The organism is Ectothiorhodospira sp. PHS-1 (assembly GCF_000225005.1).
In the GTDB taxonomy this organism is placed as follows: Bacteria; Pseudomonadota; Gammaproteobacteria; order Ectothiorhodospirales; family Ectothiorhodospiraceae; genus Ectothiorhodospira.
Map to the genome: position 1 here is coordinate 40,553 of NZ_AGBG01000014.1, position 26,253 is coordinate 66,805.

At 64.2% G+C, this 26,253-nt stretch carries 26 protein-coding genes; 10 read left to right on the plus strand and 16 right to left on the minus strand.

The annotated features are described in order from the left end of the window. Window positions 1–82: 82 nt before the first annotated feature. Window positions 83–2,680 carry a Fe/S-dependent 2-methylisocitrate dehydratase AcnD gene (gene acnD, locus ECTPHS_RS07685; RefSeq protein ID WP_008932154.1) on the minus strand — a complete coding sequence of 866 codons (2,598 nt, stop codon included), beginning with the start codon at window positions 2,678–2,680 and terminating at the stop codon, window positions 83–85. Window positions 2,681–2,890: 210 nt separating this feature from the next. On the opposite strand from acnD, the gene ECTPHS_RS07690 reads away from it, so the two are divergent. Next, window positions 2,891–4,153: a diguanylate cyclase gene (locus ECTPHS_RS07690; RefSeq protein ID WP_008932155.1), complete on the plus strand. Its 1,263-nt coding sequence runs from the start codon at window positions 2,891–2,893 to the stop codon at window positions 4,151–4,153. Between the two features lie 86 nt (window positions 4,154–4,239). Here ECTPHS_RS07690 and ECTPHS_RS07695 read toward each other — a convergent pair whose 3' ends face one another. After that, window positions 4,240–4,674 (minus strand): hypothetical protein, encoded by a 435-nt coding sequence (locus ECTPHS_RS07695; RefSeq protein WP_008932156.1) that lies wholly within the window; start codon window positions 4,672–4,674, stop codon window positions 4,240–4,242. Window positions 4,675–4,751: 77 nt separating this feature from the next. Between ECTPHS_RS07695 and ECTPHS_RS07700 the strand changes: the two genes are divergently transcribed. The 7 genes from ECTPHS_RS07700 to ECTPHS_RS07730 all read left to right on the plus strand — a co-directional run bounded on the left by ECTPHS_RS07700 (window position 4,752) and on the right by ECTPHS_RS07730 (window position 11,134). Then, a complete protein-coding gene (locus ECTPHS_RS07700) occupies window positions 4,752–4,952 on the plus strand; it encodes a hypothetical protein (RefSeq protein WP_008932157.1) in 201 nt (66 codons plus the stop codon). 182 nt (window positions 4,953–5,134) lie between these two features. After that, the gene (locus ECTPHS_RS07705; RefSeq protein ID WP_040405486.1) at window positions 5,135–7,987 is read left to right on the plus strand and encodes a monovalent cation/H+ antiporter subunit A; all 2,853 of its coding nucleotides are present in this window, start codon (window positions 5,135–5,137) and stop codon (window positions 7,985–7,987) included. 18 nt (window positions 7,988–8,005) lie between these two features. Beyond that, window positions 8,006–8,359, plus strand: coding sequence for a Na+/H+ antiporter subunit C (locus ECTPHS_RS07710; protein ID WP_008932159.1), 354 nt, complete (start codon window positions 8,006–8,008; stop codon window positions 8,357–8,359). Next, entirely contained in the window at window positions 8,356–9,864 is a 1,509-nt protein-coding gene (locus tag ECTPHS_RS07715; protein WP_008932160.1) for a monovalent cation/H+ antiporter subunit D, read from the plus strand. Before ECTPHS_RS07710 ends, ECTPHS_RS07715 begins: the two co-directional genes overlap by 4 nt. 62 nt (window positions 9,865–9,926) lie before the next feature. Further along, on the plus strand, window positions 9,927–10,445 hold the full coding sequence (locus ECTPHS_RS07720) for a Na+/H+ antiporter subunit E (RefSeq protein ID WP_008932161.1): 519 nt from the start codon (window positions 9,927–9,929) through the stop codon (window positions 10,443–10,445). Then, window positions 10,442–10,711, plus strand: coding sequence for a K+/H+ antiporter subunit F (locus tag ECTPHS_RS07725; RefSeq protein ID WP_008932162.1), 270 nt, complete (start codon window positions 10,442–10,444; stop codon window positions 10,709–10,711). Before ECTPHS_RS07720 ends, ECTPHS_RS07725 begins: the two co-directional genes overlap by 4 nt. 15 nt (window positions 10,712–10,726) lie before the next feature. Beyond that, complete coding sequence (locus ECTPHS_RS07730; protein WP_050814231.1) at window positions 10,727–11,134, plus strand: Na+/H+ antiporter subunit G; 408 nt, start codon at window positions 10,727–10,729, stop codon at window positions 11,132–11,134. A gap of 51 nt (window positions 11,135–11,185) precedes the next feature. Here ECTPHS_RS07730 and ECTPHS_RS07735 read toward each other — a convergent pair whose 3' ends face one another. The 6 genes from ECTPHS_RS07735 to ECTPHS_RS07760 all read right to left on the minus strand — a co-directional run bounded on the left by ECTPHS_RS07735 (window position 11,186) and on the right by ECTPHS_RS07760 (window position 14,887). Then, entirely contained in the window at window positions 11,186–11,743 is a 558-nt protein-coding gene (locus ECTPHS_RS07735; RefSeq protein ID WP_008932164.1) for a recombinase family protein, read from the minus strand. A gap of 11 nt (window positions 11,744–11,754) precedes the next feature. Continuing rightward, a complete protein-coding gene (locus ECTPHS_RS07740; RefSeq protein WP_008932165.1) occupies window positions 11,755–12,141 on the minus strand; it encodes a DUF86 domain-containing protein in 387 nt (128 codons plus the stop codon). Next, entirely contained in the window at window positions 12,138–12,428 is a 291-nt protein-coding gene (locus ECTPHS_RS07745) for a nucleotidyltransferase family protein (RefSeq protein ID WP_008932166.1), read from the minus strand. Before ECTPHS_RS07745 ends, ECTPHS_RS07740 begins: the two co-directional genes overlap by 4 nt. A 68-nt stretch (window positions 12,429–12,496) precedes the next feature. Next, window positions 12,497–13,891, minus strand: a complete 1,395-nt coding sequence (locus tag ECTPHS_RS07750; RefSeq protein WP_246828339.1) for a transposase — start codon at window positions 13,889–13,891, stop codon at window positions 12,497–12,499. Between the two features lie 203 nt (window positions 13,892–14,094). After that, window positions 14,095–14,370 carry a hypothetical protein gene (locus tag ECTPHS_RS07755; RefSeq protein ID WP_008932168.1) on the minus strand — a complete coding sequence of 92 codons (276 nt, stop codon included), beginning with the start codon at window positions 14,368–14,370 and terminating at the stop codon, window positions 14,095–14,097. A 16-nt stretch (window positions 14,371–14,386) separates the two neighbouring features. Then, on the minus strand, window positions 14,387–14,887 hold the full coding sequence (locus tag ECTPHS_RS07760; protein WP_008932169.1) for a hypothetical protein: 501 nt from the start codon (window positions 14,885–14,887) through the stop codon (window positions 14,387–14,389). 88 nt (window positions 14,888–14,975) lie between these two features. Between ECTPHS_RS07760 and ECTPHS_RS07765 the strand changes: the two genes are divergently transcribed. Continuing rightward, entirely contained in the window at window positions 14,976–15,227 is a 252-nt protein-coding gene (locus ECTPHS_RS07765; RefSeq protein WP_008932170.1) for a type II toxin-antitoxin system Phd/YefM family antitoxin, read from the plus strand. Next, entirely contained in the window at window positions 15,224–15,478 is a 255-nt protein-coding gene (locus ECTPHS_RS07770; RefSeq protein ID WP_008932171.1) for a Txe/YoeB family addiction module toxin, read from the plus strand. Before ECTPHS_RS07765 ends, ECTPHS_RS07770 begins: the two co-directional genes overlap by 4 nt. Window positions 15,479–15,565: 87 nt before the next feature. Here the strand turns inward: ECTPHS_RS07770 and ECTPHS_RS07775 are convergent, their stop codons facing one another. From ECTPHS_RS07775 to ECTPHS_RS07810, 8 genes are all read right to left on the minus strand, one after another. Next, window positions 15,566–16,822 (minus strand): DUF3322 domain-containing protein, encoded by a 1,257-nt coding sequence (locus tag ECTPHS_RS07775; RefSeq protein ID WP_008932172.1) that lies wholly within the window; start codon window positions 16,820–16,822, stop codon window positions 15,566–15,568. Then, window positions 16,782–20,147 (minus strand): ATP-binding protein, encoded by a 3,366-nt coding sequence (locus ECTPHS_RS07780; RefSeq protein WP_008932173.1) that lies wholly within the window; start codon window positions 20,145–20,147, stop codon window positions 16,782–16,784. The genes ECTPHS_RS07775 and ECTPHS_RS07780 overlap by 41 nt, the downstream gene beginning before the upstream one ends. Beyond that, window positions 20,137–20,733, minus strand: a complete 597-nt coding sequence (locus ECTPHS_RS07785; protein ID WP_008932174.1) for a DUF4194 domain-containing protein — start codon at window positions 20,731–20,733, stop codon at window positions 20,137–20,139. Before ECTPHS_RS07785 ends, ECTPHS_RS07780 begins: the two co-directional genes overlap by 11 nt. Beyond that, window positions 20,733–22,172, minus strand: a complete 1,440-nt coding sequence (locus ECTPHS_RS07790) for a DUF3375 domain-containing protein (RefSeq protein WP_008932175.1) — start codon at window positions 22,170–22,172, stop codon at window positions 20,733–20,735. Before ECTPHS_RS07790 ends, ECTPHS_RS07785 begins: the two co-directional genes overlap by 1 nt. Before the next feature lie 28 nt (window positions 22,173–22,200). Continuing rightward, on the minus strand, window positions 22,201–22,467 hold the full coding sequence (locus ECTPHS_RS07795; RefSeq protein ID WP_008932176.1) for a DUF1778 domain-containing protein: 267 nt from the start codon (window positions 22,465–22,467) through the stop codon (window positions 22,201–22,203). 157 nt (window positions 22,468–22,624) lie between these two features. After that, on the minus strand, window positions 22,625–24,178 hold the full coding sequence (locus tag ECTPHS_RS07800; RefSeq protein ID WP_008932177.1) for a GTPase family protein: 1,554 nt from the start codon (window positions 24,176–24,178) through the stop codon (window positions 22,625–22,627). After that, window positions 24,175–25,380 (minus strand): YcjF family protein, encoded by a 1,206-nt coding sequence (locus ECTPHS_RS07805; RefSeq protein ID WP_008932178.1) that lies wholly within the window; start codon window positions 25,378–25,380, stop codon window positions 24,175–24,177. Before ECTPHS_RS07805 ends, ECTPHS_RS07800 begins: the two co-directional genes overlap by 4 nt. After that, window positions 25,377–26,183, minus strand: a complete 807-nt coding sequence (locus ECTPHS_RS07810) for an alpha/beta fold hydrolase (RefSeq protein WP_008932179.1) — start codon at window positions 26,181–26,183, stop codon at window positions 25,377–25,379. Before ECTPHS_RS07810 ends, ECTPHS_RS07805 begins: the two co-directional genes overlap by 4 nt. Between the last annotated feature and the right edge of the window lie 70 nt (window positions 26,184–26,253).

Genomic DNA, 26,253 nt, shown 5'->3' on the forward strand with positions numbered 1-26,253 from the left:
CTCCTGGAAATCCTGGCAACAACTCAGGGCTTTGGATGGGTGAACACCCCTCTCCCGCAAGGGGAGAGGGGCCTGCAGTGGCTCAGGCGGCGTTTTCCGATTCCAGGAAGTCCTGGGCAAAACGCTGCAGGACACCACCGGCATCGTAGATGGAGACCTCTTCCGCCGTATCCAGCCGGCAGGTCACCGGCACGTCCACCCGCTCACCGTTGCGACGATGGATCACCAGGGTGAGGGTGGTGCGCGGCTTGCGCTCACCGATCACATCATAGGTTTCGGTGCCGTCGAGGGCCAGGGTGTTGCGGTTGGTGCCCGGCTGGAATTCCAGCGGCAGCACGCCCATGCCGATCAGGTTGGTGCGATGGATGCGCTCAAAGCCCTCGGCAACGATGGCCTCCACCCCCGCCAGACGCACGCCCTTGGCCGCCCAGTCGCGGGAGGAACCCTGACCGTAGTCGGCACCGGCGATGATGATCAGGGGCTGTTTGCGGGCCATGTAGGTCTCGATGGCTTCCCACATGCGGGTCACCTGGCCTTCCGGCTCGATCCGGGCCAGGGAACCCTGCTTCACCTGGCCGTTTTCATCCCGCACCATCTCGTTGAGCAGTTTGGGGTTGGCAAAGGTGGCACGCTGGGCGGTCAGGTGGTCCCCGCGATGGGTGGCGTAGGAATTGAAGTCTTCCTCCGGCAGACCCATTTTCGCCAGGTATTCCCCGGCGGCACTGCTGGCCAGAATGGCGTTGGACGGCGACAGGTGGTCGGTGGTGATGTTGTCACCCAGCACCGCCAGCGGGCGCATGCCCTTGAGGGTGCGCTCACCGGCCAGGGCGCCCTCCCAGTAGGGAGGGCGGCGGATGTAGGTGCTCATGGGACGCCAATTGTAGAGGGGGCTGACGGTCTCGGTGCCCTGGTCCCGGGCCTCGAACATGGGAATGTAGACCTCCCGGAACTGCTCGGGCTTGACGCTGGCACGCACGATGGCGTCGATTTCCTCGTCGCTGGGCCAGATATCCTTGAGAGTGACGGGATTGCCGTCGGCATCGTGTCCCAGCACATCCTTCTCGATGTCGAAGCGGATGGTCCCGGCGATGGCATAGGCCACCACCAGGGGCGGGGAGGCCAGGAAGGCCTGCTTGGCATAGGGGTGAATGCGGCCGTCGAAATTGCGGTTGCCGGAGAGCACAGCGGTGGCGTAGAGGTCGCGGTCGATGATCTCCTGCTGAATCTTCGGGTCCAGCGCGCCGGACATGCCGTTGCAGGTGGTGCAGGCGAACGCCACCACGCCAAAGCCCAGCTGCTCCAGTTCCGGCAGCAGGCCGGCTGCTTCCAGGTACATCTTCACCGTCTTGGAACCGGGCGCCAGGGAGGACTTGACCCAGGGCTTGCGGGTCAGGCCCAGCCGGTTGGCATTGCGGGCGATCAGGCCCGCCGCCACCATGTTGCGAGGGTTGGAGGTGTTGGTGCAGCTGGTGATGGCGGCGATGATCACGGCCCCGTCGGGCATCTTGCCCGGCTCCTCGGTCCAGGCCCCGGCAATGCCACGGCTGGCCAGTTCCCGGGTGGGCAGCTGGGCATGGGGGTTGGAGGGACCGGCCAGGGTGCGTTCCACGGCGGACAGGTCAAAACGCAGCACCCGCTCGTATTCGGCGCCCTTGAGGCTGTCGGCCCACAGGCCGGCCGCCTTGGCGTAGGTCTCCACCAGGGCCACCTGGGCGTCGTCACGGCCGGTGAGCTTGAGGTAGTCGATGGTCTGGCCGTCGATGTAGAACATGGCGGCGGTGGCGCCGTATTCCGGCGTCATGTTGGCGATGGTGGCCCGATCACCCACGGTGAGGGCATCGGCACCCTCGCCGAAGAATTCCAGATAGGCGCCCACCACCCGCTCCCGACGCAGGAAGGCGGTCAGGGCCAGCACCATGTCGGTGCCGGTGATGCCCGGCTTCAACCTGCCGGTGAGTTCCACGCCGACGATGTCGGGCAGGCGCATCATGGAGGCCCGGCCCAGCATCACGCTTTCGGCCTCCAGGCCGCCCACGCCCACGGAGATCACGCCCAGGGCATCCACCATGGGGGTATGGCTGTCGGTACCCACGCAGGTGTCCGGGAAGGCCACGCCGTCGCGGACCTGGATCACCGGCGACATCTTTTCCAGATTGATCTGGTGCATGATGCCGTTGCCGGGGGGGATCACGTCCACATTGCGGAAGGCCTGCTTGGTCCAGTTGATGAAGTGGAAGCGGTCTTCGTTGCGACGGTCCTCGATGGCCCGGTTCTTCTCGAAGGCGTCGGGTTCAAAGCCGCCGTGTTCCACCGCCAGGGAGTGATCCACGATCAGCTGGGTGGGTACCACCGGGTTGACCTTGGCCGGATCGCCGCCTTTTTCGGCGATGGCGTCCCGCAGACCGGCCAGGTCCACCAGGGCGGTCTGGCCCAGGATGTCGTGGCAGACCACACGGGCGGGGAACCAGGGGAAGTCCAGTTCACGCTTGCGCTCGATGATCTGCCTGAGTGCGTCGGTGAGTCCTTCGGGCTCGCAGCGGCGCACCAGGTTTTCCGCCAGGACGCGGGCGGTATAGGGGAGCGTGTCGTAGGCACCGGGCTGGATGGCCTCGACGGCGGCGCGGGTGTCGAAATAATCCAGCGCTGTTCCTGGCAGGTTTTTGCGGTATTCAGTGTTCATCATTGGCAACTCGCTTGAAATCCTTGAGGCTGAACCGGAGAAGACAAGGCCCTCAACCGTGAGAAGGGCGATTATACAGTGATCGCGGCATACTTGACGGTAGCGTTTGTCGGATGCCGGTACATGGTGAGAGGGGTGTGATCGGGTATCATGGCGGCTACGGGAATCCGTGTACTCACTTCCCCGTGGACCGAATAACCGGAGCGCCGAATGGCCCTGACCTTGTCCGACCAGATGCTCAAGGCGGCGATTGAACAATCGTTCAATGCCGTGGTGGTCACCGATGCCCTGCTGGAAATGCCCGGGCCACGGATTTTGTTCGTGAATCAGGCCTTCTGCGACATGACGGGTTACACGTGGCAGGAACTCATCGGCAAGACACCGCGCATCCTGCAGGGGCCGCGTACCGACCTTGATACCATCGAACGGCTGCGCCGATGCCTGAAGGCAGGCGAGTTCTTCATCGGCAATATGGTCAATTACCGCAAGGACGGCAGCTGCTATTACGTAGAGTGGAATATCTCGCCCATCCGGGACGACAAGGGACTGATCACCCATTTCGTCTCCGTGCAGCGGGACCTGACGGAGAAGGTCCGTGCTGAATACGAGCGCAACCTGATGGCCAATGCCCTGGAGGCCAATTCGGATCAGGTGGTGATGACGGACCGGAACGGCACCATCGTGTATGTGAATCGTGCCTTCGAGAAGCAGACCGGCTACCGTCGAGAGGACGTGATCGGCAAGACCCCCGCCATCCTGAAATCCGGCCATCACGACGGCGCATTTTACAAGCAATTATGGGACACCCTGGACTCCAGTCAGCCTTTTCGCGCCACCTTCGTCAACAAGGCCAGGGACGGCAGTCTGTTCCATCTGGAGCAGACCATCACGCCGGTCCGGGACGAGTACGGCGAGATCACTCATTACATGAGTACGGGCAAGGACATCAGCGAGCGGGTGCGCATGGAGCAGACCCTGCGCCGGATGGCCACCATCGACCTGCTGACCGGCCTGCCCAATCGCAGCTTCGGTGAACAGTTGCTGGAGCGGGAGTGGTATCGGGCAGGGCGTTACGCCGAGGGGTTCAGTGTCATCATGGCCGATATCGACCATTTCAAGAGCATCAATGACAAGCATGGTCACGGGGTAGGGGACCAGGTGCTGTCACGGGTGGGTCAGCTGCTGCAGGATCTGGTCAGGCGCTCGGATTCAGCCATCCGCTGGGGCGGCGAGGAATTCCTGATCCTGGTGCCCAAGACGCATCTGCAGGATGCGGTGGAACTGGCGGAGCGGGTCAGGGCGGGCATCGGCCGCTATGCTCACCCGGTTGTGGGGCCTGTCACCCTGAGTTTCGGCGTGGCCTGTTATCGTGAGGGTGATACCCGCAAAGTCCTGCTCAGAAGGGCGGATGCTGCCCTGTATGTTGCCAAGGATGCGGGGCGTGACTGTGTCAGGGTTGCCTCCGACGATTGAGCATTTTCCGTGGCTTCGCCCAAGGCACAAAAAAAGCCCATCCGAAAACGGATGGGCCGGCGGGCGTGAATGGTCCGCGTGCTGGGTCAGAAGTTCAGGAAACGGGTCCCGTGGATCATGAACTCACCCATTTGGGGCGGGGTGGCCACATCCACGCCGTCAATGAGATCATCCCGGGTGAAGTCGCTGTTGGGCAGGAACAGGGCGCAGACACTGACCTTGGCGCCGGCCTGCATCACGCCGCGCATGATCTGCTGCGCGGTGGCATCGGGGCCTTTCATCACCGGGCCGTCATAGGCCTTGGTCCCCATCACGCCGCCCTGGTCGCACAGCAGAACCTGTACCGTGGCGCCCCGTTCCACCAGCTGGCGGGTCAGGATCATGGCCATGGCCTGGGTCTGGGGTTCACCGCTGTTGACGGTCACCAGAACGCGGTTGTCTTCGGCGGCGGCGAGCTGGGCCAGGGGCGCCAGGGCCAGCAGCATCACCAGGGCGATCAATCCAGTCTTCAGGTGCTTCATGGTAAGCGGTACTCCGTGTTGGAAATGGCCCCTGAAGTATATCACTCACTACTAATATTGCGAGGGCCACGCGTCGCATGCTCAAGTTTCTGACCCTGCTGATCCTGATTCTGTTTGCCTGGTGGCGCCTGAAACGCTGGCTTCAGCACCGGCGCCTGCAGGCCCAGGGGTTACCGGTGCCGGAGCAGAAGGGGGTGCGTCCCATCACCATCCTGAGCCTGGTGCTCCTGGGGGTGTATGGCGGGTTCCTGTTGTGGCATCTCTTTGGGCAGGTTTGAAAAACCCGAGTTTTCGGGCTGGTTTCCCCGATCCTGATTGGGTAAAGTTACCGGCCGGGCCGGGCCGGGCCGGGGCGGCTGCCCCTTCCAACCTAAATTATGATCGAGGACATTTCCGTGCCGGACACCCTGGTGTTCACGGCGACGGTTTGTCGTGCACGTCCCTCAATTCGGGTGACCCAATGAACCTTGCGTTGATCGTCATATTGCCTTTCCTCGGCGCGCTGCTGCCTGCGCTGATGATCCGCGCCGGACGCAATGCCTGCGCCATCGCCACCGGCTCGGTCACCCTGCTGGCCTTCGGCCTGCTCATGTCCCATGCCCCGGCCGTGTTTCGCGGCGAGATCGTGCAGGTGGGCTGGCAATGGCTTCCCCAGCTGGGACTGAACGTCAATTTCTTTCTCGACGGCCTGGGTTTCCTGTTCGCCAGCCTGATCCTGGGCATCGGCCTTCTGATCATCATCTACGCCCGGTTCTATCTGTCCGAGAAAGACCCCATGGGCAACTTCTATACCTACCTGCTGCTGTTCCAGGGCGCCATGGTGGGTATCGTGCTGTCGGACAACATCCTGCTGCTGCTGATTTTCTGGGAACTGACCAGCCTGTCGTCCTTCCTGCTCATCGGCTACTGGAAGCATCTGCCGGAAGGGCGCCAGGGGGCGCGCATGGCCCTGGCCGTGACCGGGGGCGGTGGTCTGGCCATGATTGCCGGCATGCTCATCCTGGGCAACATCGTCGGCTCCTATGACCTGACGGTGATCCTGCAGAACGCCGAACTGATCCAGGCCTCCCCCCTGTATCTGCCGGCCCTGATCCTGATCCTGATCGGCTGCTTCACCAAGAGCGCCCAGTTCCCGTTCCATTTCTGGCTGCCCCATGCCATGGCCGCGCCCACGCCGGTGTCCGCCTACCTGCACTCGGCCACCATGGTCAAGGCGGGGATCTTCCTGCTGGCCCGGATGTGGCCGGTGCTGGCGGGCACCGATGCCTGGTTCTATCTGGTGACCACTACCGGGCTCTTCACCATGGTGCTGGCCGCGGGCATCGCCCTGTTCAAGGATGACCTCAAGGGCCTGTTGGCCTACTCCACCGTGAGCCACCTGGGACTCGTCACCATGCTCTTCGGCCTGGCCACGCCCATGGCGGCCGTGGCCGGGGTGTTCCATATCCTCAATCACGCCACCTTCAAGGCCGCCCTGTTCATGAACGCCGGCATCGTCGATCACGAGGCCGGTACCCGTGACATCAAACGCCTGGGCGGATTGATGACCCTGATGCCCATCACCGCCACCCTGGCCATGGTGGCCGCGGCCTCCATGGCCGGGGTGCCGTTGCTCAACGGGTTCCTCTCCAAGGAAATGATGCTGGAAGAGGCGGTGCATGCCACCTGGGCCGGGCAGGGCTGGATCATCCCCCTGGCCGCCACCCTGGGCGCCCTGTTCTCCGTGGCCTATTCCTTCCGCTATATCGCCCATGTCTTCCTGGGGCCGAAGCGGGACGATTATCCCCATACGCCCCACGATCCGCCGGCGGGGTTCTGGCTGCCGCCGGCCTTCCTGGTATCCCTGGTGATCCTCATCGGTTTGTTCCCGGAGGCCCTGGCCGGTCCGCTGGTCCGTGTCACGGCGACGGCGGTCACCGGCGCACCCCTGCCGGATTTTTACCTGTCCATCTGGCACGGCCTGACCCCGGCCCTGTTCATGTCCATGGCGGCACTGGCGGGTGGCCTGTTCCTGATCTGGCGCTACACCTTGGTGCGCGCCCGCTGGCAGGCCGGACCTCACCCCGACGCCAAGGGCATGTTCGATACCGGCATGGCCGCCCTGGTCCGTGCCGCCCAGTGGGCCATCCTGAGCCTGCATAACGGCTCCCTGCAGCGCTATCTGGCCTTCATGGTCGGCGGTTTCGTGGTGCTGGGCTTTGCCGCCTTCATGAATGCTTCCCACGGCGTCGGTAGCCGCGAACTGCTGCCGGCCACGCCGGTGGCCGTGATCGCCTGGATCCTGTTGCTGGGGGTCTGCGCCGTCGCCCTGCTGCTGCACCGCCAGCGCCTGCTGGCCCTGGTGGCGGTGAGCGTGGCCGGTCTGATCGTCTCGGTGGGCTTTTTGTACTTCTCCGCGCCGGACCTGGCCCTGACCCAGATCTCGGTGGAAGTGGTGACCACCATCCTGATCCTGCTGGCCCTGTACTTCCTGCCCAAGCAGACGCCCGCCGAGAGCGACGGGGCACGCAAGGTGCGCGACGGCATCATCGCCGTCCTGGCGGGTCTGGGCGTGGGTGCCCTGTGCTGGGCGGTGATCACCCGCGACTTCACCAGTATTTCCACCTTCTTCCTGGACGAATCCGTGCCCGGCGGCGGCGGCACCAACGTGGTGAACGTGATCCTGGTGGACTTCCGCGGCTTTGACACCTTCGGCGAAATCATCGTGCTGGGCATCGCGGCCCTGGCCATCTACGCCCTGCTGGATGGAGCGGTTCGGGGCCGTGCCGGTGCCCGGCTGGCGGCCTGGGTACCGGATCAGCCCCAGTCGGCGGATCGACATCCCATGATGATGGTGGTGGCCACCCGGTTGATGCTGCCGCTGGCGCTGATGGTGGGTCTGTACATCATGCTGCGGGGGCATAACATGCCGGGCGGCGGTTTCATCGGCGGCCTGGTGGTTTCCATCGCCCTGATCATGCAGTACATGGCCAGTGGCTTCCAGTGGGCCGCCCGCCGGGTGCGGGTGGACTATGACGCCATGATCGGCGTCGGGGTGCTGGTGGCCGGAGCCACCGGCATCGTTGCCATGCTGTGGGATTACCCCTTCCTCACCTCGGCCTACACCTATGTCCATATACCCCTGATCGGGGAGGTGGAACTGGCCAGTGCATTGCCCTTCGATATCGGTGTCTTCCTCACCGTGGTCGGGGGTGTGATGCTGGCGCTGGCGAACCTGTCCCGCCTGGGCAGCCTGTCCAGTCATCGGCCCGATAATGAAGGCCCCATGGACGTGGACCCGTCTGCCCCGGTGTCCTCGGTGCGGTCCCGCTGATCAAGAGAGAACGAGCGTATGGAATTCATCGTTGCCAGTTCCGTGGGTGTGCTGACCGCCGCCGGGGTCTACCTGTTATTGCGGGCCAGGACCTACCCGGTGATCCTGGGTCTGACCCTGCTCACCTATGCCGTGAACTTCTTCCTGTTTGCCATGGGGCGGCTGTCGGTCAATCTGCCCCCGGTCATCAGTGACGAGGCCCTGGGCTATGCGGATCCCTTGCCCCAGGCCCTGGTGCTGACCGCCATCGTCATTTCCTTCGGCATGACGGCGGTGGTGGTGGCCATGGCCCTGCGGGCCTATCTGGAGAGCGACAGCGATCACGTGGACCTGAGCCGGTCCGAGGGTAGCGAGAAGGCGGATCACTCATGAATCACTGGATCATTCTTCCCATCCTGGTGCCGGCGGTGGTGGCACCCATGATCGTGCTGGCGGTGCGTCACGACATCGTCCTGGCGCGGGTCTTCTCCGTGGCCTCGGCGGTGATCATGCTGCTGCTGGGCGGCATCCTCATGGGCATGGCCGCCGACGGTCAGACCCAGATGTATGCCCTGGGCAACTGGCCCATGCCGTTCGGTATCGTCCTGGTGCTGGACCAGCTCTCGGCGCTGATGCTGGTACTCACGGCGGTGCTCGGGCTGGTGGTGGTGCTCTATGCCATCGACGGCTGGGACCGACACGGGCGACACTTTCATGCCCTGTTCCAGTTGCAGCTGATGGGCATCAACGGTGCCTTTCTCACCGGCGACCTGTTCAACCTGTTCGTGTTCTTCGAGATCCTGCTGATTGCCTCCTACGGCCTGATGGTCCATGGCGGCGGCCCGGCCAGGATGCGGGCGGGAGTGCAATACGTGGTGGTCAACCTGGTGGGTTCGTCGGTCTTCCTGGTGGCCATCGGCCTGATCTACGGCGTCACCGGCACCCTCAACATGGCGGATCTGGCCCTGCGGGTGCCGGAAGTGGGCGCCTCCGAACAGGCCTTGCTGCAGACCGGCGCCCTGTTGCTGCTGCTGGTGTTCGGCGTCAAGGCCGCCCTGGTGCCGGTACAGTTCTGGCTGCCGGGCACCTACGCCCTGGCGCCGGCGCCGGTGGCCGCGCTGTTCGCCATCATGACCAAGGTGGGTGCCTATTCCATCATCCGCATGTATACCCTGGTCTTCGGTGACGGGGCGGGGGAGGCGGCGGGCATCGCCGCCGACTGGCTGCTGCCGGCGGCCCTGGTCACCCTGGTGGTGGGCATGGTGGGTGTGCTGGCCTCCCGCAGTCTGGGCCAGATGGTCAGCTTCGGCGTCATCGGCTCCATGGGCACCCTGCTCACGGCGGTGTCCCTGTTCACCCCCGAGGCCCTGTCGGCGGGCCTGTACTACCTGCTCCATTCCACCCTGGCGGCGGCGACCCTGTTCCTCATCGTCGGGTTGGTGGTGGACCGGCGTCCGGGGCTGGGGGATGATCTGGTGGTGGCGCCCACCTTCGCCCAGGCCGGACTGATTGCCGGCGGATTCTTCCTTGCGGCCATCGCCATGGTGGGCATGCCGCCCCTGGCGGGTTTTCTGGGCAAGCTGCTGATCCTGGACGCGGCCCGGGACAGCGACGCCGTGATCTGGATCTGGTCCCTGATCCTGGTGACCTCCCTGCTGGCCATCATCGGTTTCGGTCGGGGCGGGAGCACCCTGTTCTGGAAGAGTGCCGCGGTGGAGGGGCGCCTGGAGACCGACGGGGCACCGGAATCGGGCGCGTTGTCATTCGTGGCCGTCGGCCTGCTGCTGGCGTCACTGGTATTCCTGACGGTCTTTGCCGGACCGGTGACGGGCTACCTGGACGCGACGGCGGCGCAGCTGTTCGAGACGCGCGCCTACATCGGCGCCGTGCTGGACTAGCGCACCAGCGCCGCCGGACCCATCAAAATCCTTACCGTATCCTCTAGACAGGTATCCGCCCGATGGCAGACAAACGGCACAAACGGACATTCTGGGAGCGGTGGCTGCCCCACCCCCTGATGACCCTGACCCTGGTGCTCCTGTGGATGCTGCTGCTCAACAGCTTCACCCTGGGCGGCCTGGTCATGGGCCTCATCCTGGGCGTGGTCATCCCCATCATCACCAGCAGCTTCTGGCCGGAACGCCCCCCCATCCGGGCCTACGGCAAGGCCCTGTCCTTCATGCTGCTGGTGGCCTGGGACGTGGTCGTGGCCAATGTCATCGTGGCCCGCCTGATCCTGTTCCATCCCCCGGAAAGCCTCAAGACCCGCTGGGTGACCGTGCCCCTGGACCTGAAGTCCCCGGAGGCCATCACCGTCCTGGCCGGCACCATCTCCATGACCCCCGGCACCGTCAGCAGCGACCTGTCCGCCGATGGCCGTAGCCTGCTGGTGCACTGCCTGGACGCCCCGGACGCGGAGGAGGCGGTGATGCAGATGAAGACCCGCTATGAAGCCCGGCTCAAGGAGATCTTCCCATGATTGGTTATGCACTGACCTTCGGCTTCTTTGCCGTCTGCCTGGCGCTGATGCTCAACCTCTGGCGCCTGGTGCAGGGGCCGACCCTGATGGACCGGGTACTGGCGGTGGACACCATGATGATCAATGCCATCGCCCTGATCATCCTCTACGGCATCCAGCAGCAGACCACCCTGTATTTCGAGGCGGCCCTGTTGCTGGCCATGTTCGGTTTCATTTCCACCGTCGCCTATTGCCGCTTCGTCCTGCGCGGCGACGTGATCGAGTGATCGGGAGGCATGACCATGGCATTCTGGCTTGAATTGGTGATCTCCCTGCTGATCGTGGTGGGGGGGTGTTTCGTCATCGTGGGTTCCGTGGGACTGGTGAAGTTGCCGGATCTCATGAGCCGTCTGCACGCCCCCACCAAGGCCACCACCCTGGGCGTGGGCGGCGCGCTAGTGGCCTCCATGCTGTATTTCTGGGGAATCGAGAGCAAGATATCCATCCATGAAGTGCTGATCACGGCCTTTCTGTTCATTACCGCCCCGGTGACCGCCCATTTCGTGGCCAAGGCCTATCTGCACCAGCACCCGGAGAAAAAACCGGAACTGCCCCCCACCGGCCGTCCCTACGGCTGGAGCACCTACGACGCACCCCCGGACGGCGCCGCCGGGCAGGCGGCGGATGGGGAAGTGGACAGGAAGGATTGAGCCGGCGCAGATGTTGTTGGGGTCGCTTCAGAAAACGGATCGCAACGTACGCTAAGTCTGCGCTGATGCTGGCACCCAGCGGTACAGCGTCGGAATGGACACGCCGAGGTTCTTGGCCACGTCCTTGGGTGGCACCTCGCTGGCCAGCAGCTTCTTGGCCGACTCGATCTTGCTGTCGGTCATCTTGGGCTTGCGACCGCCCTTGCGGCCAAGTTGCTTGGCGACTTCCAGCCCGGCGCGGGTGCGCTCGACGGTCAGCTCGCGCTCCATCTTGGCCAGGCTGGCCATGATGTGGAAGAAGAAGTGCCCGGATGGCGTGCTGGTATCGATGGAATCGGTCAGGCTCCTGAAGTGAACGCCTTGCTTGTGCAACTCGCCGACCAGATCGACCAGTTGCTTGACCGACCGGCCAAGCCGGTCGAGCTTCCACACGACCAGGGTATCGCCCTCGCGCAGCATTTCGAGGGTCTTGGCCAAGCCGGGACGCTCGGCGCGTGTGCCACTCAACTTGTCCTCAAAGATCTTCTTGCATCCGGCCTTGGCTAAGGCCTCGCATTGCAGTTCAAGGTTTTGATCCTGCGTCGAGACGCGCGCATAACCGATCAACATGGATAGTCCATTCATGGCTCCATCCCAGATTCATTGCGGTCTTCATCGTCGGTATCCTGGCGCACAGCGGGTAGTTGCTGGAGCAACGCCGGCAGCCATTTCTGTACCGTCTCCCACACCACATCGAGGTTGATGTCGAAATAGCCGTGGGCCATGCGATTGCGCATATTGCGCATGCTGCGCCACGGCACGTCGGCATGCGCCTGGGTGAACTCGGCGTAGCCTTCCATCACCTTTGTGGCGGCCTCGCCGATGACGATCAGGCTCATGATGACGGCCTGCTGGGTGCGCTTGTCGGCCAGGAAGTCGTCCTTGGCCATCCCTTCCACGAAGCTGCGCGCATCGGTTGCAGCCTGCTGGATGTGGTCGAGGTAATCGGCCAGGCGGTTTTCGCTCATACCGGCTGCGCCTCCGCAAGCACCTTGGCCCGGAACTTCGGCGGCAGGTCGCCGGGGGTCAGCAAATCGACGTCCACGCCGAGCAGCGATTTCAGTTCTTCCTCTAAATCGCCCAAGTCTAACAACGTGGCACCCGGCAGCGCATCAACCAGCAGATCGAGGTCGCTGCCATCCCTGTCGGTGCCATGCAGCACTGAACCAAAGACGCGCGGGTTCGCAGTGCGGAAGCGGCCGACCGCTTCGCGCACCGCGCTTCGCTTCATGTCAAGCACAACAGACGGTCGCATGGGCATCCTTTCTTATCGAAAATCGTTGGGACGATATGCAATCAAGAATAGTATATGAACTACCATCCCTAAACCGCTTGAGCGGTTGTAGGCATGGTTTCCGGTTTCGATGATCTGTGCGCAGTTGGGCGCTTGCCCTTCTGCGACTGACCCTGATCTCCACCGGCGTAGCCGTCCGGGAACGGCGGTTCGGGGCGCACCGCCCCTACCTGTTGAAGAGATTTGCACTGACCGATCACCGCTGTGACGCCGCGTCGGGCAATCACCCGGCTGGCGTTGTGGTCGGCATGATCGGTCTGCCCGCAGCGTTGACAGACAAATCGGCTCTGACTGAGCCGATTGTCGGGATGAATGTGGCCGCAAACGGCACATTCCTGCGAGCTATGGTGCGGCGGCACCACGAGAAACAGCACGTTGTTTCTCGGTGCCTTGTACTGGGCATAGGTTCTGATCTTGCCCCAGGCGCTATGGAGGATGCCCTTGTTGAGCCCCGCCTTGGCGCGGGCACCGTTAGGTGCGTGGCGCCCCCGTTCGTCGGTCTTTGCCTTCGGGCGACGACTCATGGAGGCCACCTTGAGGTCTTCCATGACCACGAGCCTCACCCCCGGCGCCGTCACCAATGCGTGACTTGTCTTATGGGCAAAGTCCTTGCGCACGTTGTTGGCGTAGGTGTGGGTGCGGGCCACGCGCTTTTTGGCCTTGTGCCAGCCGGATGAGCCCTTGGCACGTCGCGCCATCCGACGCTGCCAGCGAAGGCGCTGGCGATCCTTGCGGGCCATTCGCTGCTTTTGCACCGGGTCGAAGGCATACACCGATCCCGTGCTGGCGTAGGCAGGCACCGCCACGCCGCGATCCACGCCGATGGTGGCCGCGTGCAATGAAGCCTCATCCCACTGCGATAACTCGGCCTGGATCTCTGCAGGGCGCGGGTGGATCACATCATCCTCGGTGGCAAATGACACATGCCACTGACCGGCGTTGATGCTGATGACGATGGAGGCGGGCAATGCATGAGGCCGATCCGCGACGTAGCGCAACCGACCGAGCGGGTGCTTTTTCGTGCCGACCCGAAGGTGATAACCCCCTTCGCCATCATCCTCGAAAGCAAATAACTCCCGCGTCAGCCAGACGCCTTGTTCGCCGCCTTTTCCATGAATCGTTGGGCGACCGGATAATTTCTGGAAGAAGCGACTGTAGGCTTGTTTCCATCGGACCGCGCCATTGCGTAACACCTGGGAGGGCACTTCCCGCAACCACGCCGTATCGGGTCCGATGAACTGGCTGTATTGTTGGTCGATGGGTGGTTTTTGCCCGGTCAGCGACAAGGCTTTTCGGGCAAAGGCACGAAAATAACGGTCTTCTCTGACCTTGCTGTTATAGATGAATCGCTGACAGCCAATCCAACGCAGCAGGATATTTTCCTGCTGGCGACCGGGATAGCAACGAAAGCGATGTCCGATCATGCCCATGCCTGCTATCGTTCCATGAAAACCACCAAGGCGCAACCATGGAAAGTAGCACTAAATCTCGTTCTCACGCCGTTTATAACATTAAGCTGCATATCGTTTTTGTGACCAAGTACCGTCGCCCTTGCCTGCATGAAGAACTCAGGGACTACCGGCGTTTCCAGGTCTTGGCGATTAGCGCCTGGAGTATCCCCACGAAATCATGCAGGGATCCCGGCGGCAAACACGGTTCGTATGGCCGACCTGATGCTGTTTAGGGTATCGTCGAGGATGTTGGCTGATTCTCGCCGCAACACCCTCAAGCCCAGGAAAAAATGGGATAACACCCGTCGCTTCGCGGTGTTGGGCTGGTAATGACGGTGGCGTCCCTCATGCTCTGCTGCCAGACCCACCAACCAGGCCGCAAAACTGGCCAGGGCGGCAATCAGCAACAGCACGTCAAATCGTTGCGCGGAGCGGGAGCGGGAGCGATTCACGCCAAGCCCATAATGCTCATTCAGGCAGGGAGGTGGCAATCACCCAGGGCTCCCGTTTGCCAGCGGCATGCGCGCGACTCTGACTGCTCTGGGCCCGCTGGCCAGAGCGGGTCGCATGAATGCGACCCTGGAGAGTCTTGCGCAGACCATACACCTGACACACCAGAGAATCGTCTCGGGTCATGGCAAAGGCGCCCATGTAGGTCGGCTGATTCTCATCCAGCAAGCACCCCAATTGGCGGGTATTGAGCCAAGTATCCTCACCTGGCCGCGTCATCTGGACCAGGCCTCGCGCTCGGCCCACCCAGTCCCAGCCCAAGGCTTCCACGGCGCGGAACCAGGGTTTCTTGAAACCGGCGTCCGTGACGATCACCGGGCAGACTCCGGCGGGCAAAACCTCCGAAAGGCGCTTCAAAAAGGCCTCCTGGATCTCGCGGTTAGCGTACTTGGCCTGAGGATGGCACTCCTGGTACAGGGTTCTTCCCTGGCCGCCCACGGGCAGCGATGCGCGCAGCACGTGGATGCTCCCATGATGGCTGCGATTGTTACATCCTTAGTTGTACGTTATTCTGTACATGATAAACATCTTGTACAGGAGCGCCCCCATGGATGCCATCAGCTACACAGCCGCTAGAACCAACCTGGCAAAAACCATGGAACGGGTTTGCGAAGACCATTCTCCGGTGATCATCACCCGGAGCAAGTCGCAGTCCGTGGTAATGATCTCTCTTGAGGATTATGAGGCGTTGCAAGAGACTGCATACCTCCTGCGCGTACCAAAGAACGCCCGTCGTTTGCTGGAATCCGTCGCCGAGTTGGAGCAAGGCGGCGGCCAAGAAAAGGAACTTTTTGAATGAAACTCATCTTCTCCGAAAACGCCTGGGAAGATTATCTGTACTGGCAGAAAACCGACAAAAAGCTCCTGAACCGAATCAACACGTTGATCAAGGAGACGAAACGAGAACCCTTCGAAGGCGTCGGCAAACCGGAGCCCCTCAAACATAGTTTCGCTGGTTACTGGTCCCGCCGAATTAACGACGAGCACCGCATGGTCTACAAGGTGACGGATGACGCACTGCTCCTTGCCCAACTCCGGTACCACTACTGATTTAACGTAGATTGGACACAATCGGCCTTTCCCAGGAAAGACAGTTGAACAGATCCAGGGTAGATTTTTCTGAATTGTCTGCTGACCCTAGATGGGCAGGTCACCTCGGTCATTGACCTTGGCGGGCCTGCTGATCGCTTTGAGCAGCCCCCCGTAACCGATGCGTTCCTGTTCCAGCCGGATGCACTCTCCCAGCCGATTTTCCCGCAGATCCTCGAACAGGGATTGCTCCGGCGGTGTCAGTCGGGTGAGGGTGCCGGTGAAACGCTGCTGCGGATGCTCCTGTCCCCACAGATCGCGGTGGGCCTCAAGGGTCGCCCGATCCATGAGCAGGGAACGCGTCTGGGGCAGGCGGGCGCGAAGCCGGTCCAGGATGGCAAAGCCATGGGTGTCGATGTCGCCCCAGTAGTGGATCTCCACCTCTGTCAGCCAGGGGATGTCCGCCAGTCTTTCCAGACCATAGCCCAGGCCGAAGATCACCAGGCTACCGGGGGTGTCGGGAAAGGCCAGGCCATTGATCTCGTTCTCGGTGATGAATACCCGCGCCACGGCGGGCGCCAGGGCGGCAAACTGCGTCGGCGGAACCGACAGGTCCGACAGCCCGTGCAGGTACAGTCCCGGGTCCAGCATCCGGAAACGGATCAGGGGCGGCTTGGGCATCAGCCCGTAACGCAGCTCAAAGCCCCGTCCGCCGCTGTGCCGCGTGTCCACTGCATCGGGAGGCAGCACGGCATCCAGCAGTTCCGACAGCAGCTTGCGGCGACTTTCCACAAACTTGGTATCCACCCCCGGCAGATCCATCTGCCGTAGATAGATACCGGGCCTGGGGTGCGCCTGGAACCAGGCCAGCACCGCCAGGATCCGGGGCCAGTCACCGGCCTGTTCCAGTGGTGTGAGGGGGTGTCGGATCAGCCAGTCCCGCAGTGCCGGGAAGCGCGCCAGGGTCTCCTCGGCCAGGGCATGGAAGCGTTGCGCCTCCCGGGTCTTCCCCAGCCATTGCAGGGCGTCCGCCTCGCTGGGCACCACCACGCCGGCGGGCAGGTCATTGGCGCCGTGGACGCGGTGATTCACCCGTTCCCAGCGGATCTCGTACCCATGCCCCCGTTGTTCCCTGCTATCAGCACGGAGGGCTCTCACCCAGTCGCTCACTCCCGCAAAATCCTCCGCCAACTCCCGGGACCCGGGGCGGCGCAGTCGCAAGGGGAGGGGAAAGAGTGCCTCGCCCGTCAGGGTGGCGGCCAGTATCTGGCCGCTGTCCCAGCGTTTTTGTAGCTGGGCACGCAGTTCGGCGGGGGGGTCCAGCTCATGCCTGCCGGGCCGCCTTCTCGGCCTGATATTGCTCAATGGTGAGATTGCGCACCATGGATTCCCGGCCCTCCACGCTATGGACAAAGCCCACACTGGCCACGAAGGGTTCGATGATGTGGATCTTCTGCAACGGGGTGACGATCAGCAGTTGCAGGTGCAGGCGCCGGAACAGGTCCAGGCCGTAGCGGGCCGAGTCATCGGAGCCCCGACCGAAGGCCTCGTCGATGACCACGAAGCGGAACGAGCGGGAACGGGTCTCGCCCCATTCCAGACCGAACTGGTAGGCCAGGCTGGCGGCCAGCACCGTGTAGGCCAGTTTCTCCTTCTGACCGCCGGACTTGCCGCCGGAGTCGGTGTAATGCTCGTGTTCCCGGTCGTCTTCCCGCCAGCGCTCCGAGGCGGAAAACACAAACCAGTTGCGCACGTCGGTGACCTTGCGGGTCCAGCGCCGGTCCAGGTCGGTGGTGCCTTCCCGGCCACGGAAACGCTCGATGATGGCCTTGACCTGCAGAAACTTGGCCTCGGAATATTGTTCATCCTGGGAGCCGGTCACCGCCCCTTCGGTGCAGGCCCGCAGGTTTTGCTGGAATTCCCGGATTTCCGGGTCCGCGGCGGTCTCCGCCAGCAGGGTGATGTAGCGGTTGGGGTTGTAGTCGATCTCCCGCAGGGAGCGGTTGATGCTTTCGATGCGCTCGGTGATGGTCTGCCGCTGCCCGTGCAGTCGGCTCTGGAACGCCGCCACCTCGTTGATGGCATTTTCCTGCAGCAATTGCCGGAAACGGGCCTCGAAACGGGGCAGGTCATCGGACTTGAGGGCTTCGAGCATGGCCCGGTATTCCCCCACCGCCTCGATGCTCACGTCCACCTCCCGGCTGTCCAGGGGCCAGGCGTTCTGATAGCCACGCATGGCATCGATGATGCGGTCCCGCAGACCGGCGGCGCTCCTGTCGGCGTTGTCGATGCGCCGGGTCAGCCATTCCCGCATCTCCCGCTCCCGGTTGTCGCAGGATTCCACGCTCAGGGTATGCTCGCCCAGGGCCTCGTCCCGCATCGTCTCCAGACGGGGGAAGTAGGCGTCCCGGGCCTCTTGAGGGGTGGCATCAAGCAGGGTGGCACACTCGTCCCGCTGGGCCTGGGCCTGCTCCTGCCTGAGTCGTGTCTGGCTGCAATCCCCCTGGGCCTCGCCCAGGGCCTTGTCGTTGTCCTCCATGGCCTGTTCCAGTTCACGCAACTGGGTCTCCAGGGTGCGCAGCATGTCCGACTCCCGGGCGAGCTGTGCATACTCCGCCTCCAGGGCCGCCATCTCCGTGGACAGGGGGCGCCAGTCGATGTCGTGGAAGTCCCGGAAATGGGACAGCTCGACGATCAGGTCCCGCCGGGCCTCGCAGGTCTTGCGGGCCTGTTCCCAGCCGCCGATCCGGTCACCCAGAGCCTGCATCTGCCGGGCCAGGGTCTGGGCCTGTGCCTCCAGGGCGGCGATCTTGGCCTCGTTGCTCCAGCCCAGGATGAAACGGGTGCGGTCATCCAGACGGTGACGATCGTCCTTTTCATGACGCTCGCCCCCGGCCTTGATCTGCCCGGCCCGGGTGATGGCCCTTTGCTCGCGGCGAAACTGATCCATGCCGGCGCAGCAGGCATAGTCGAAACGCCGGGCCAGTTCCTGTTCCAGCCAGCCGTAGAAGACCGAGTCGGGGCGGATGGAGAGCTTGCGCACCAGGGAATCCGGATGCAGATCCTGGGGCTGGCTCCGGCGCGTCTCCCGCACCCGGAAGTACACCAGGCGCCCCCGCAGATGGGTGCGATCCACCCACTCGGCCACCCGGGCATAGTGGGTGTCGGGCACCAGCAGGGAGAGGCCGAAGTTGTGCAGGACCCGTTCGATGGCCCCTTCCCAGTCGGTTTCCTGCTCGTGCACCTGCAACAGCTCGCCCACGAAGGGCAGGTCGTCCACCGGCAGATCCAGGGACTGACAGAGGGCGTCGCGGATGCCCAGCATGGCGGCGGGGATGTTGGAGCGACGCTGGCGCAGGGACGTCAGCTCGCTTTCCAGTTCCTGGTGATGTGTCCGCTGCTGGTGCAACGCCACTCCCGCCTCGGTGATCCGGTTCTGCAGGTCATCCCGCTCTCGCTGAGCGTCTTCCAGGGCCTGGGTCAGGGCCTGGAAATTGTCCTGAAAGACGGCCAGGTCGGCGGCATCGGGCAGTGACAGTTGCTGGGCCAGATCTCGATACCGCTCCGCCCGTTGCCGCCGCTGGTCGCGGATCTCGCGCTTTTGTTCCAGCTCGATCTTGATACGCGCCAGCCGATCGCCCCCATTCTCGGCAATGGCCTGCTTGAGTTCATCGCGCCGTGCCCGCTGTTCCCGCTGCTGGCGATGGAGCTGCTCGATGCGATGCTCCAGACGGGCCAGATCCTTGTGCAGATGGCCCAGTCTCCGGTCCAGCAGTCCGGCCTTGAGGGAAGCAAACCAGGGCCTGAGTGCCTCCCGGCAGGCGCGCAGGGCTTCGGCCTCCCGGCAGCGTTCGGCATAGGTGTCGGCGCGGGCCACCAGCGGTTCCAGATGGGCGATCTGGGCCTTGGCCTTGAGTACCGATTCATGGGCCCGGTTGAGGTCGTCGAAATGGGTGATCAGGGCCTGAATGCGATCCTCCACCGGGAAGGCTTCGAGCATATGACTGCGCACGAATTCGGTGAGGTTGCCCACGGATTTCATGGACACGGTCTGATTGAACAGTTCCAGGGCCTGGTCGTTTTCGATGCCGAAGCGTCGCCGGAAGGCACCGCTGTAGGGCGGGAAGTTGTCGAACAGTTCCACCCCGGGGGTATCCCTCAGGCGCTTGCGCAGCCGGGTAAGGTCACTGCCGAAGTCGGCAAAGTGGTCCGCAATGCGCAAGGCGCCGTCGGCCACCACAAAGAACCGGGCCGGTTGCCCCTGTTGATCCTTGATCCAGAACACCTGGGCCAGGGTGACATGCTGATCGAAGCCTTCGTTGTAAAAATGCCCCAGGATCACGGAATAGCTGTTGTGATCCCGCAGGCCCACGGCACGGCTGCTCAGCCCCGCGTCACTGCGCTCTGACTTGTAATAGCCCAGCACATAGGAACGCAGGCTGCGTTCCTTGGCCTCGGCGCCGGCCGCCTTGTTGTAGGTGATGCGCTGGGCCGGCACCAGCAGGGTGGTGATGGCGTCCACCAGGGTGGACTTGCCCGAGCCGATATCCCCGGTGAGCAGGGCATTGTCACCCTCCGGGCGCAGGGACCAGACCCGGTTGTGGAAGGTGCCCCAGTTGTAGACTTCAAGATGCTGCAGGCGAAAACCGGTGCGTTCGTCGGATGCGGCAAACTCCAGTTCAAGCGCCATCGTCGGCCTCCCCGGCATGGTTGCGGTACTCGGTCAGGCGCTGGTCAAACTCCGCCAGCCACTGGGCGTCGATGAAGGTCTTGATGATGCGGCGCACCTCGTACTGGTCCTCCTGGCCACGCAGTCGGCGCAGGAATCCCAGTTCCACCACCTTGTTGATGTCGGTCTGGATGCGGTCCACCAGCCGGGCCTCGTTGGCGGTGGGGGGCAGGAAAACCCGCAGCATCTCCACCATTTGTTCCCGGGACAGGATCAGGCGCGGGTCACCGCCGCCGGCATCGTGTTCCACCAGTTTCTTGCGCAGCAGGGCCAGCAGCAGGCTTACCGGATAACTGAGCTGGCGGCGCTGCACCAGCCGGGGCAGTTCCGTTTCGTCGTCCTGGGTTGGGCGTTGCCGGAGGCAGGCATGGCCTTCGGCGTCGTCCAGCATCAGTTCCAGACCCAGCACGGCCACATGGTCGCGCACCCGGGCCTGGTGGTCCTGCAGTGCCTGCCAGTGGCGCGGCTGCTGATCCTTGTACAGTACGCCCTTAAAGAGCGTGATCAGCATGGCGGAAAAGGTCGAGTCGGTGTCGATATCGGTCATCAGTGTGCGCGGGTGAAGATGATCTGCGGCAGGGTGGCGCGACGCAGGATACCCCGGGCATCCTGCCAGTGCACGGTCTGGGGATGGGCTTCATCGATCACGCTGCGGTGATCCTCGGCGGCCAGGCTCAGGTAAGCCACCAGTTCCGCCAGTCCGTGTTCCAGGGGATGCTCGTCCAGCAGGGTCGCCAGGGTGATCTGATCCCGGGTCTGCAGGGCCTGGCGGATACGACCCTGCAGCAGGGTCCGGTCCACCCAGGTCTGCTCGAACAGGGCGTCGGGGGTGGCATGGCTCTCTCCGGCTTCCAGCTGCTGCTGACGGATATGGGGCCGGACCGGCGGGCTGAACAGGGGTCGCTCCATGGGCAGTTCGATGCAGGGGGAGGGTTCGTCCAGGGACAGTGTCAGCTCGGGCGGGTGCTCACGCAGGGCCAGGGCGTGTTGTTCCAGTTCCCGGATCAGGGTCATGATGCGGCGGTTTTCCAGCCAGGCCTGATCATCCAGATAACGGCGCAGCTGCTCCGACAGACGGGCCACCATGCGCTGGGTGTATTCACCGGCGGCGAGCCAGTCGTAATGGATGCGCCGAAGCCTGGGGTCTGGCTCCAGTTCGGCCACCTCTACCAGCGCCAGTACCCGCTCCAGTTGTTCCGACAGCGCCTCCTGGCGTGCCGGTGACATGAGCAGATCCCAGAAGGCACGAAAGCTGCGCCCCTGGTCGGAATCGGTGATGCGATCCTGTTCGCCGAACACCTCGTCCAGCACTTCCCCCTTGCCGCCTTCCCAGGTGGCCACCTTTTCCCGCACCTGTCGATCCAGGGCGCGGAAGTTCTCCTCCACTTGACGAAAGTCCGCCAGCAGGCCCCGGGCCGTGCCCGCCATCTGCAGGAATCGCTCCCGCAACTGGGTCGGGTCCATCAGATTGATGTGACCGGCACGGATCTGCTGGATCTCCCGGTCGATGACGTCCCTGCGCGCCTCCAGATCCCGGATACGGGCCTCGGGGTCGCTCTCCGCGCCCTGGAGAATCTGTTGCAGCAGGTCGAAGACCAGGGTCAGACGGGATTCCGCCCCGATGAAGTGAGGCTGCTCCAGACTTTTCAGCCATTGGATGGCCTGTTCCGTGGCCGGCGTCAGGTCGTAATGGGGCTCGTCGCTGTGTTCCGGGTAATAGCGCCGCAGCCAGCCCCGTTCATCGGCGGACCAGTCGGACAGGTAGGCGCGGGCGGCCCGGGGATAGGCGTCCTCGCCCAGTTGGCCGCGCAGGTGAAACAGGAAATCTTCCAGCCGGTTTTCCAGGTCGGTGGCCGCCAGCACCCGGACATTGGGGGCGACGAAGCTGCCGTGGAGGAAGCTGATGATCATGGGGGCGTTGTCCGCCACCAGCAGCCGCCAGGCGGGATGCATTCGACGCAGGTTTTGCAGGTCGTCGTGGTTCATTTTATATGTGGCGTGCTGAGTGGGGTAGTCATTCTTTGGTCCAAGGGGCCTTCAGCGCCATCAGCCGCTCAAGCCCCGGGTTGGGCGCGAGCGGCGCATCGAGCAGGTCAATGAAGTGCTGGAATTGATCGGCGTCGAGGTTGAAGTAGACCTGATCGAGCAGCATGGCCTGGGCCTTGTCACAGGCGGCCTCAAGCATGAAGTCCGAACGGTTTTTACCCAAGAGATGGGCAGCGCGGTCAATCAGATCGCGCTGCTCCGGCAATGCCCTCAGGTTAATGGCGGCGTTTCGCATGATTCGGCCCTGCATAGACGATAGATACTCAAAGACCCTGGATCTGTGTGTGGCTGTTGTCAATACGTGTCTACCTTGTTCCACGTCGCCGCCACCCGGGCCATCCGCCAGCTGTTCGTATCCTGTTCCGGGGTGCCCAGTCCTTTCCTGGAGGATTTCACCCCTTCCTGATCAACTGCCGTGTCACCTCGGCGCCTGCCCGCCGCGCTTGTCGCCAGACCCGTTTCCAGTCACCGCCCAGGGCGGCGCGGGCGATGCGCAGGGCCCTGGCCCGGTGGGAACGATCCAGTTGGCCGAGTAATACGGCCCAGATGCGGTCCACCTGCCAGGCGGTCTCCAGGCTGTCCAGCCGTGCCGGCACGATCAGCGCCGGCGGGATGTCCAGATCCCGGGCCACGGCTTCCATCGCCCCCCGCATGGCCGCGGCCTTGGGCCGGTCCGGATGTTCCAGGTCATAGGGCGGTGCCCATTCCCGTGCCGGCGAGAGCCGGTCCACATGGCTCAGGACCACCATCACCGGGGGCAGGATGCGGCCCGGCATTCGCTCCAGGGTCCGACGCAGGGTGGTCAGCGCCTCCAGATCCAGGGCACGATCCGCCCGGTGTGCCGGCACCACCCAGAGAATGCAGTCGCTCTCCGCCAGGGTGTCAATCAGGGCACCGAGTTGCGCCCGGTTTTCCAGTCCGGGGGTGTCGATGAGCACCAGTTCTTCCGCTCCGTCCCGTTGCAGCACGTAGCTGCCCGGTGTCCGGGTCAGGGGCAGGGCATCCACGCCGGAAGCCCGGGTGCCCAGCAGGGCATTGACCAGGCTGGACTTGCCGGCATTGGTCTGCCCGGCCACGGCCACCCGTACCGGTCCCGGGGAGGGCGCCGGCGGTACCCCCGGTCCCCGGGCCCGGGCTTCTGCACGGGCGTCCTCGGTCCGGTCATCCACCCGCAGGCGCCCCGAGTACAGCTCAATGGCGGCCCGTCCCACTTCCTCCACCCAGATCCGAGCCCCGCGCCGACGCAGATAGTCGCCGGCCTCGCCCAGCATGGCCGAGATCATCTTTTCCCGGGCCGCGGCCAGGGCCGCGGTGGCCGGGTTGACCCAGCGCACGGTGCGATAGACCCGGCTCAGGTGGCCGAGCCAGCGGGCGCCGGTAAGGGCCGCGGGTTGCAGCTCCCACAGGCGCATCACCTGGCTGGCCCGGATCATGTGCGCGCCGGGAACATGATCCAGCATCACCCGCCGCAGCCGGGCGCTGACCCGTTCCGTCAGCAGCAGGGCCTCGGGCACCGTGAAGCCCCAGACCGCATGTTTCTCGTCGGGGTGGTAGTGGCGGGCCACCTGTTCGATGGTTTGCCGCGCCGTGTCCAGCATCCGCTGCTGATCAGAGAGAATGCGCGGCTCCACTTCGGCGGCCAGGCGCTGGACCGCTTCCCAGGCAGCCAGGTCCCGTCCGGACCAGTCCTCATCCGGTGCCGACACCGGGGTATCGTCGTCGGTGGCGGTATCCCGACCTTGCAGGCCACGCCGCTGCAGCCACCAGCCGGCGCCGTAGATCAACCCCCCCAGCACGGCGGCAATCCCCAGCCAGTGCAGCAGCCAACCCTGTTGCCAGAGCCACAGGGCGCCGAAGGGGATCAGGGCCAGCAGGGGCACCACCGCCAGCCCGAGGGCGGATACCAGGGCGCCCCAGCGCTCCCAGGGGCCGTCTTCCCGTTTCATGGCCTGGACTCCGCGTGCGTGCTCGCATTCCCTTTATGGGGTTGTCTGAAGATCACATAGGCCTCCTTGAGGGCGCCGCGAAAGGTCTCGGCCACCCCTTGTGGGGTGTCGATCCCCTGTCGACGCTGTTCCAGATAATGGCAGGCGGCCCGGCCCAGGGCATAGGTGACCGCGCCGCTGGCCACGCCGGCCGCCGCCGCGCCGGCCACCTGCCCGTACACCGGGATCAGTTTGCCCAGCTGTCGGGCGGCAAACCCGGCGCCGATGCCCAGGGCCGTGCCCGTACCCAGGGACGCCAGAAAGGCCTTGAGGGTCCGGCGGTCCCAGGGCAGGGCGTAGATGCGGGCGATGCTGTGCAGCATCTTGCCCTGCAGGGTGGGGACCGTGACCACGCCCATCACGGGCACCAGGTCGCAGACCCCGGCGGCGGTGGCATAGCCCAGGATATGGGGGTGGATCCGGGCCCGGCGGGCATCCCGGCCATGGCGGGCCAGATCCCCGAGCAGCCCGGTGCGGCCCTGGATGCAGGCCGCGTCCAGGGCCTCCAGCAGCATCGGCAGCCCGTAATCCTGGTCGGAAAACCCATCCTCCGGCAGGGTCAGGTCCACCGGCACGGCCTGAAACAGGCCGTCGCCGGGCAGTCCGGCAAAGGCCTCGGCCTGGGCCTTGAGGGCACGATCCAGGTCCGTCAGCGCCGGGTCGTGGCGCCAGTCTCCCCAGGACGGGTGATCCCGGCCGTCCGGATAGGCGTCATGGAGCCGGGTCTGAACCAGGATCACGGCCCAGTCCGGGTGTCTGCGGCGGATTTGTCCCAGGGCGGTCAGCAGGGCGTTCTGTTGCGGGTCCATGGCGCGGACCACGGCAATGACGCCGTGGGCATGGCCTTCCACCACCGCCAGGTCCGCCGCCGGATCGTAATCCGCTTCCTCCAGGCCCCGGGTATCCAGGAAACGCACCACCGGTACATCGGGTGGGAACTCGTAGATCCGGGCACTGGGAGTGCAGGGCTGGAAGGCATTGCCGATCTCGGCGGCCGGATCGCCGGTGATGGCGCGCACGATGGAGGTCTTGCCGGACTGCACCTTGCCCAGCAGCCACAGCACCGGGGCCTGTGCCCGGGCGCCGGCGGCGATCTCCCGTTCCAGGTCCGGTGCCGGATCGGGCCTGAGTACCGCGTCCATCAGTCGGCGCCAGGGCGTCATGGGGGGTCTCCCGGCCCGTGGTCTGCGTGCCGGTCCAGAAAACCCTGCAGGATCTGGCCGAAGGGGCCGGGGGCCTGGACATGGAGCCAGTGCCCCGTGTCCTTCAGGGTCATTAATCGGGCGCGGGTAAATCGGGCCTCGATCAGGGGGCGATCTGCATTGCGGACGTAGTCGGAGCGTTCACCGCGAATGAACAGGGCAGGGCCTTCGTAGGGGGCCCCGGTCTCCGGGTAGCCCACCAGGGTGGGGAGGGCCTGCCGCAGGATGTCCAGGGGAATCCGCCAGCGAAATCCCTCCGGTCCCCGCTCCAGGTTCATGAGCAGGAACCGGCGCACTGGGGCTTCGGGAATGGCCCGGGCCAGGGCGATATCCGCATCTTCCCGCCGTGACAGGTCGGCCACGGGCAGCTGCTGCAGGCTGTCGAGGATATGGGTGTGTTCCCGGTCATCCAGGGCGTAATCGACGGGGGCGATGTCCGCCACCACCAGGGCCCGGACCCGCTCGGGGTGGTGCTGGGCCAGGGTCATGGCCACCTTGCCGCCCATGCTGTGCCCCACCACCAGGGCCTGGTCCAACCCTTCCCGGTCCAGCAATGCCAAAAGGTCCGCCGCCATGGCCGGGTAGTCCATCTGCAGCGAGTGGGGCGACTGTCCGTGATTGCGCAGGTCCGGCAGCAGCACCCGGTAACGGGCCGCCAGGGTCCGGGCGTGACCCTGCCAGTTGACACCGGCCCCGTAGAGGCCGTGCAGCAGCAGCAGGGGTGGTCCGCTACCGAGGATCTTGTGATGGAGTCGCAGTGACATTTTCTGATCGGCCCTGTCTGATATCCGAACACATGAAGATTTGAAGCCATCCCGGGAGCGGTTAGACTGA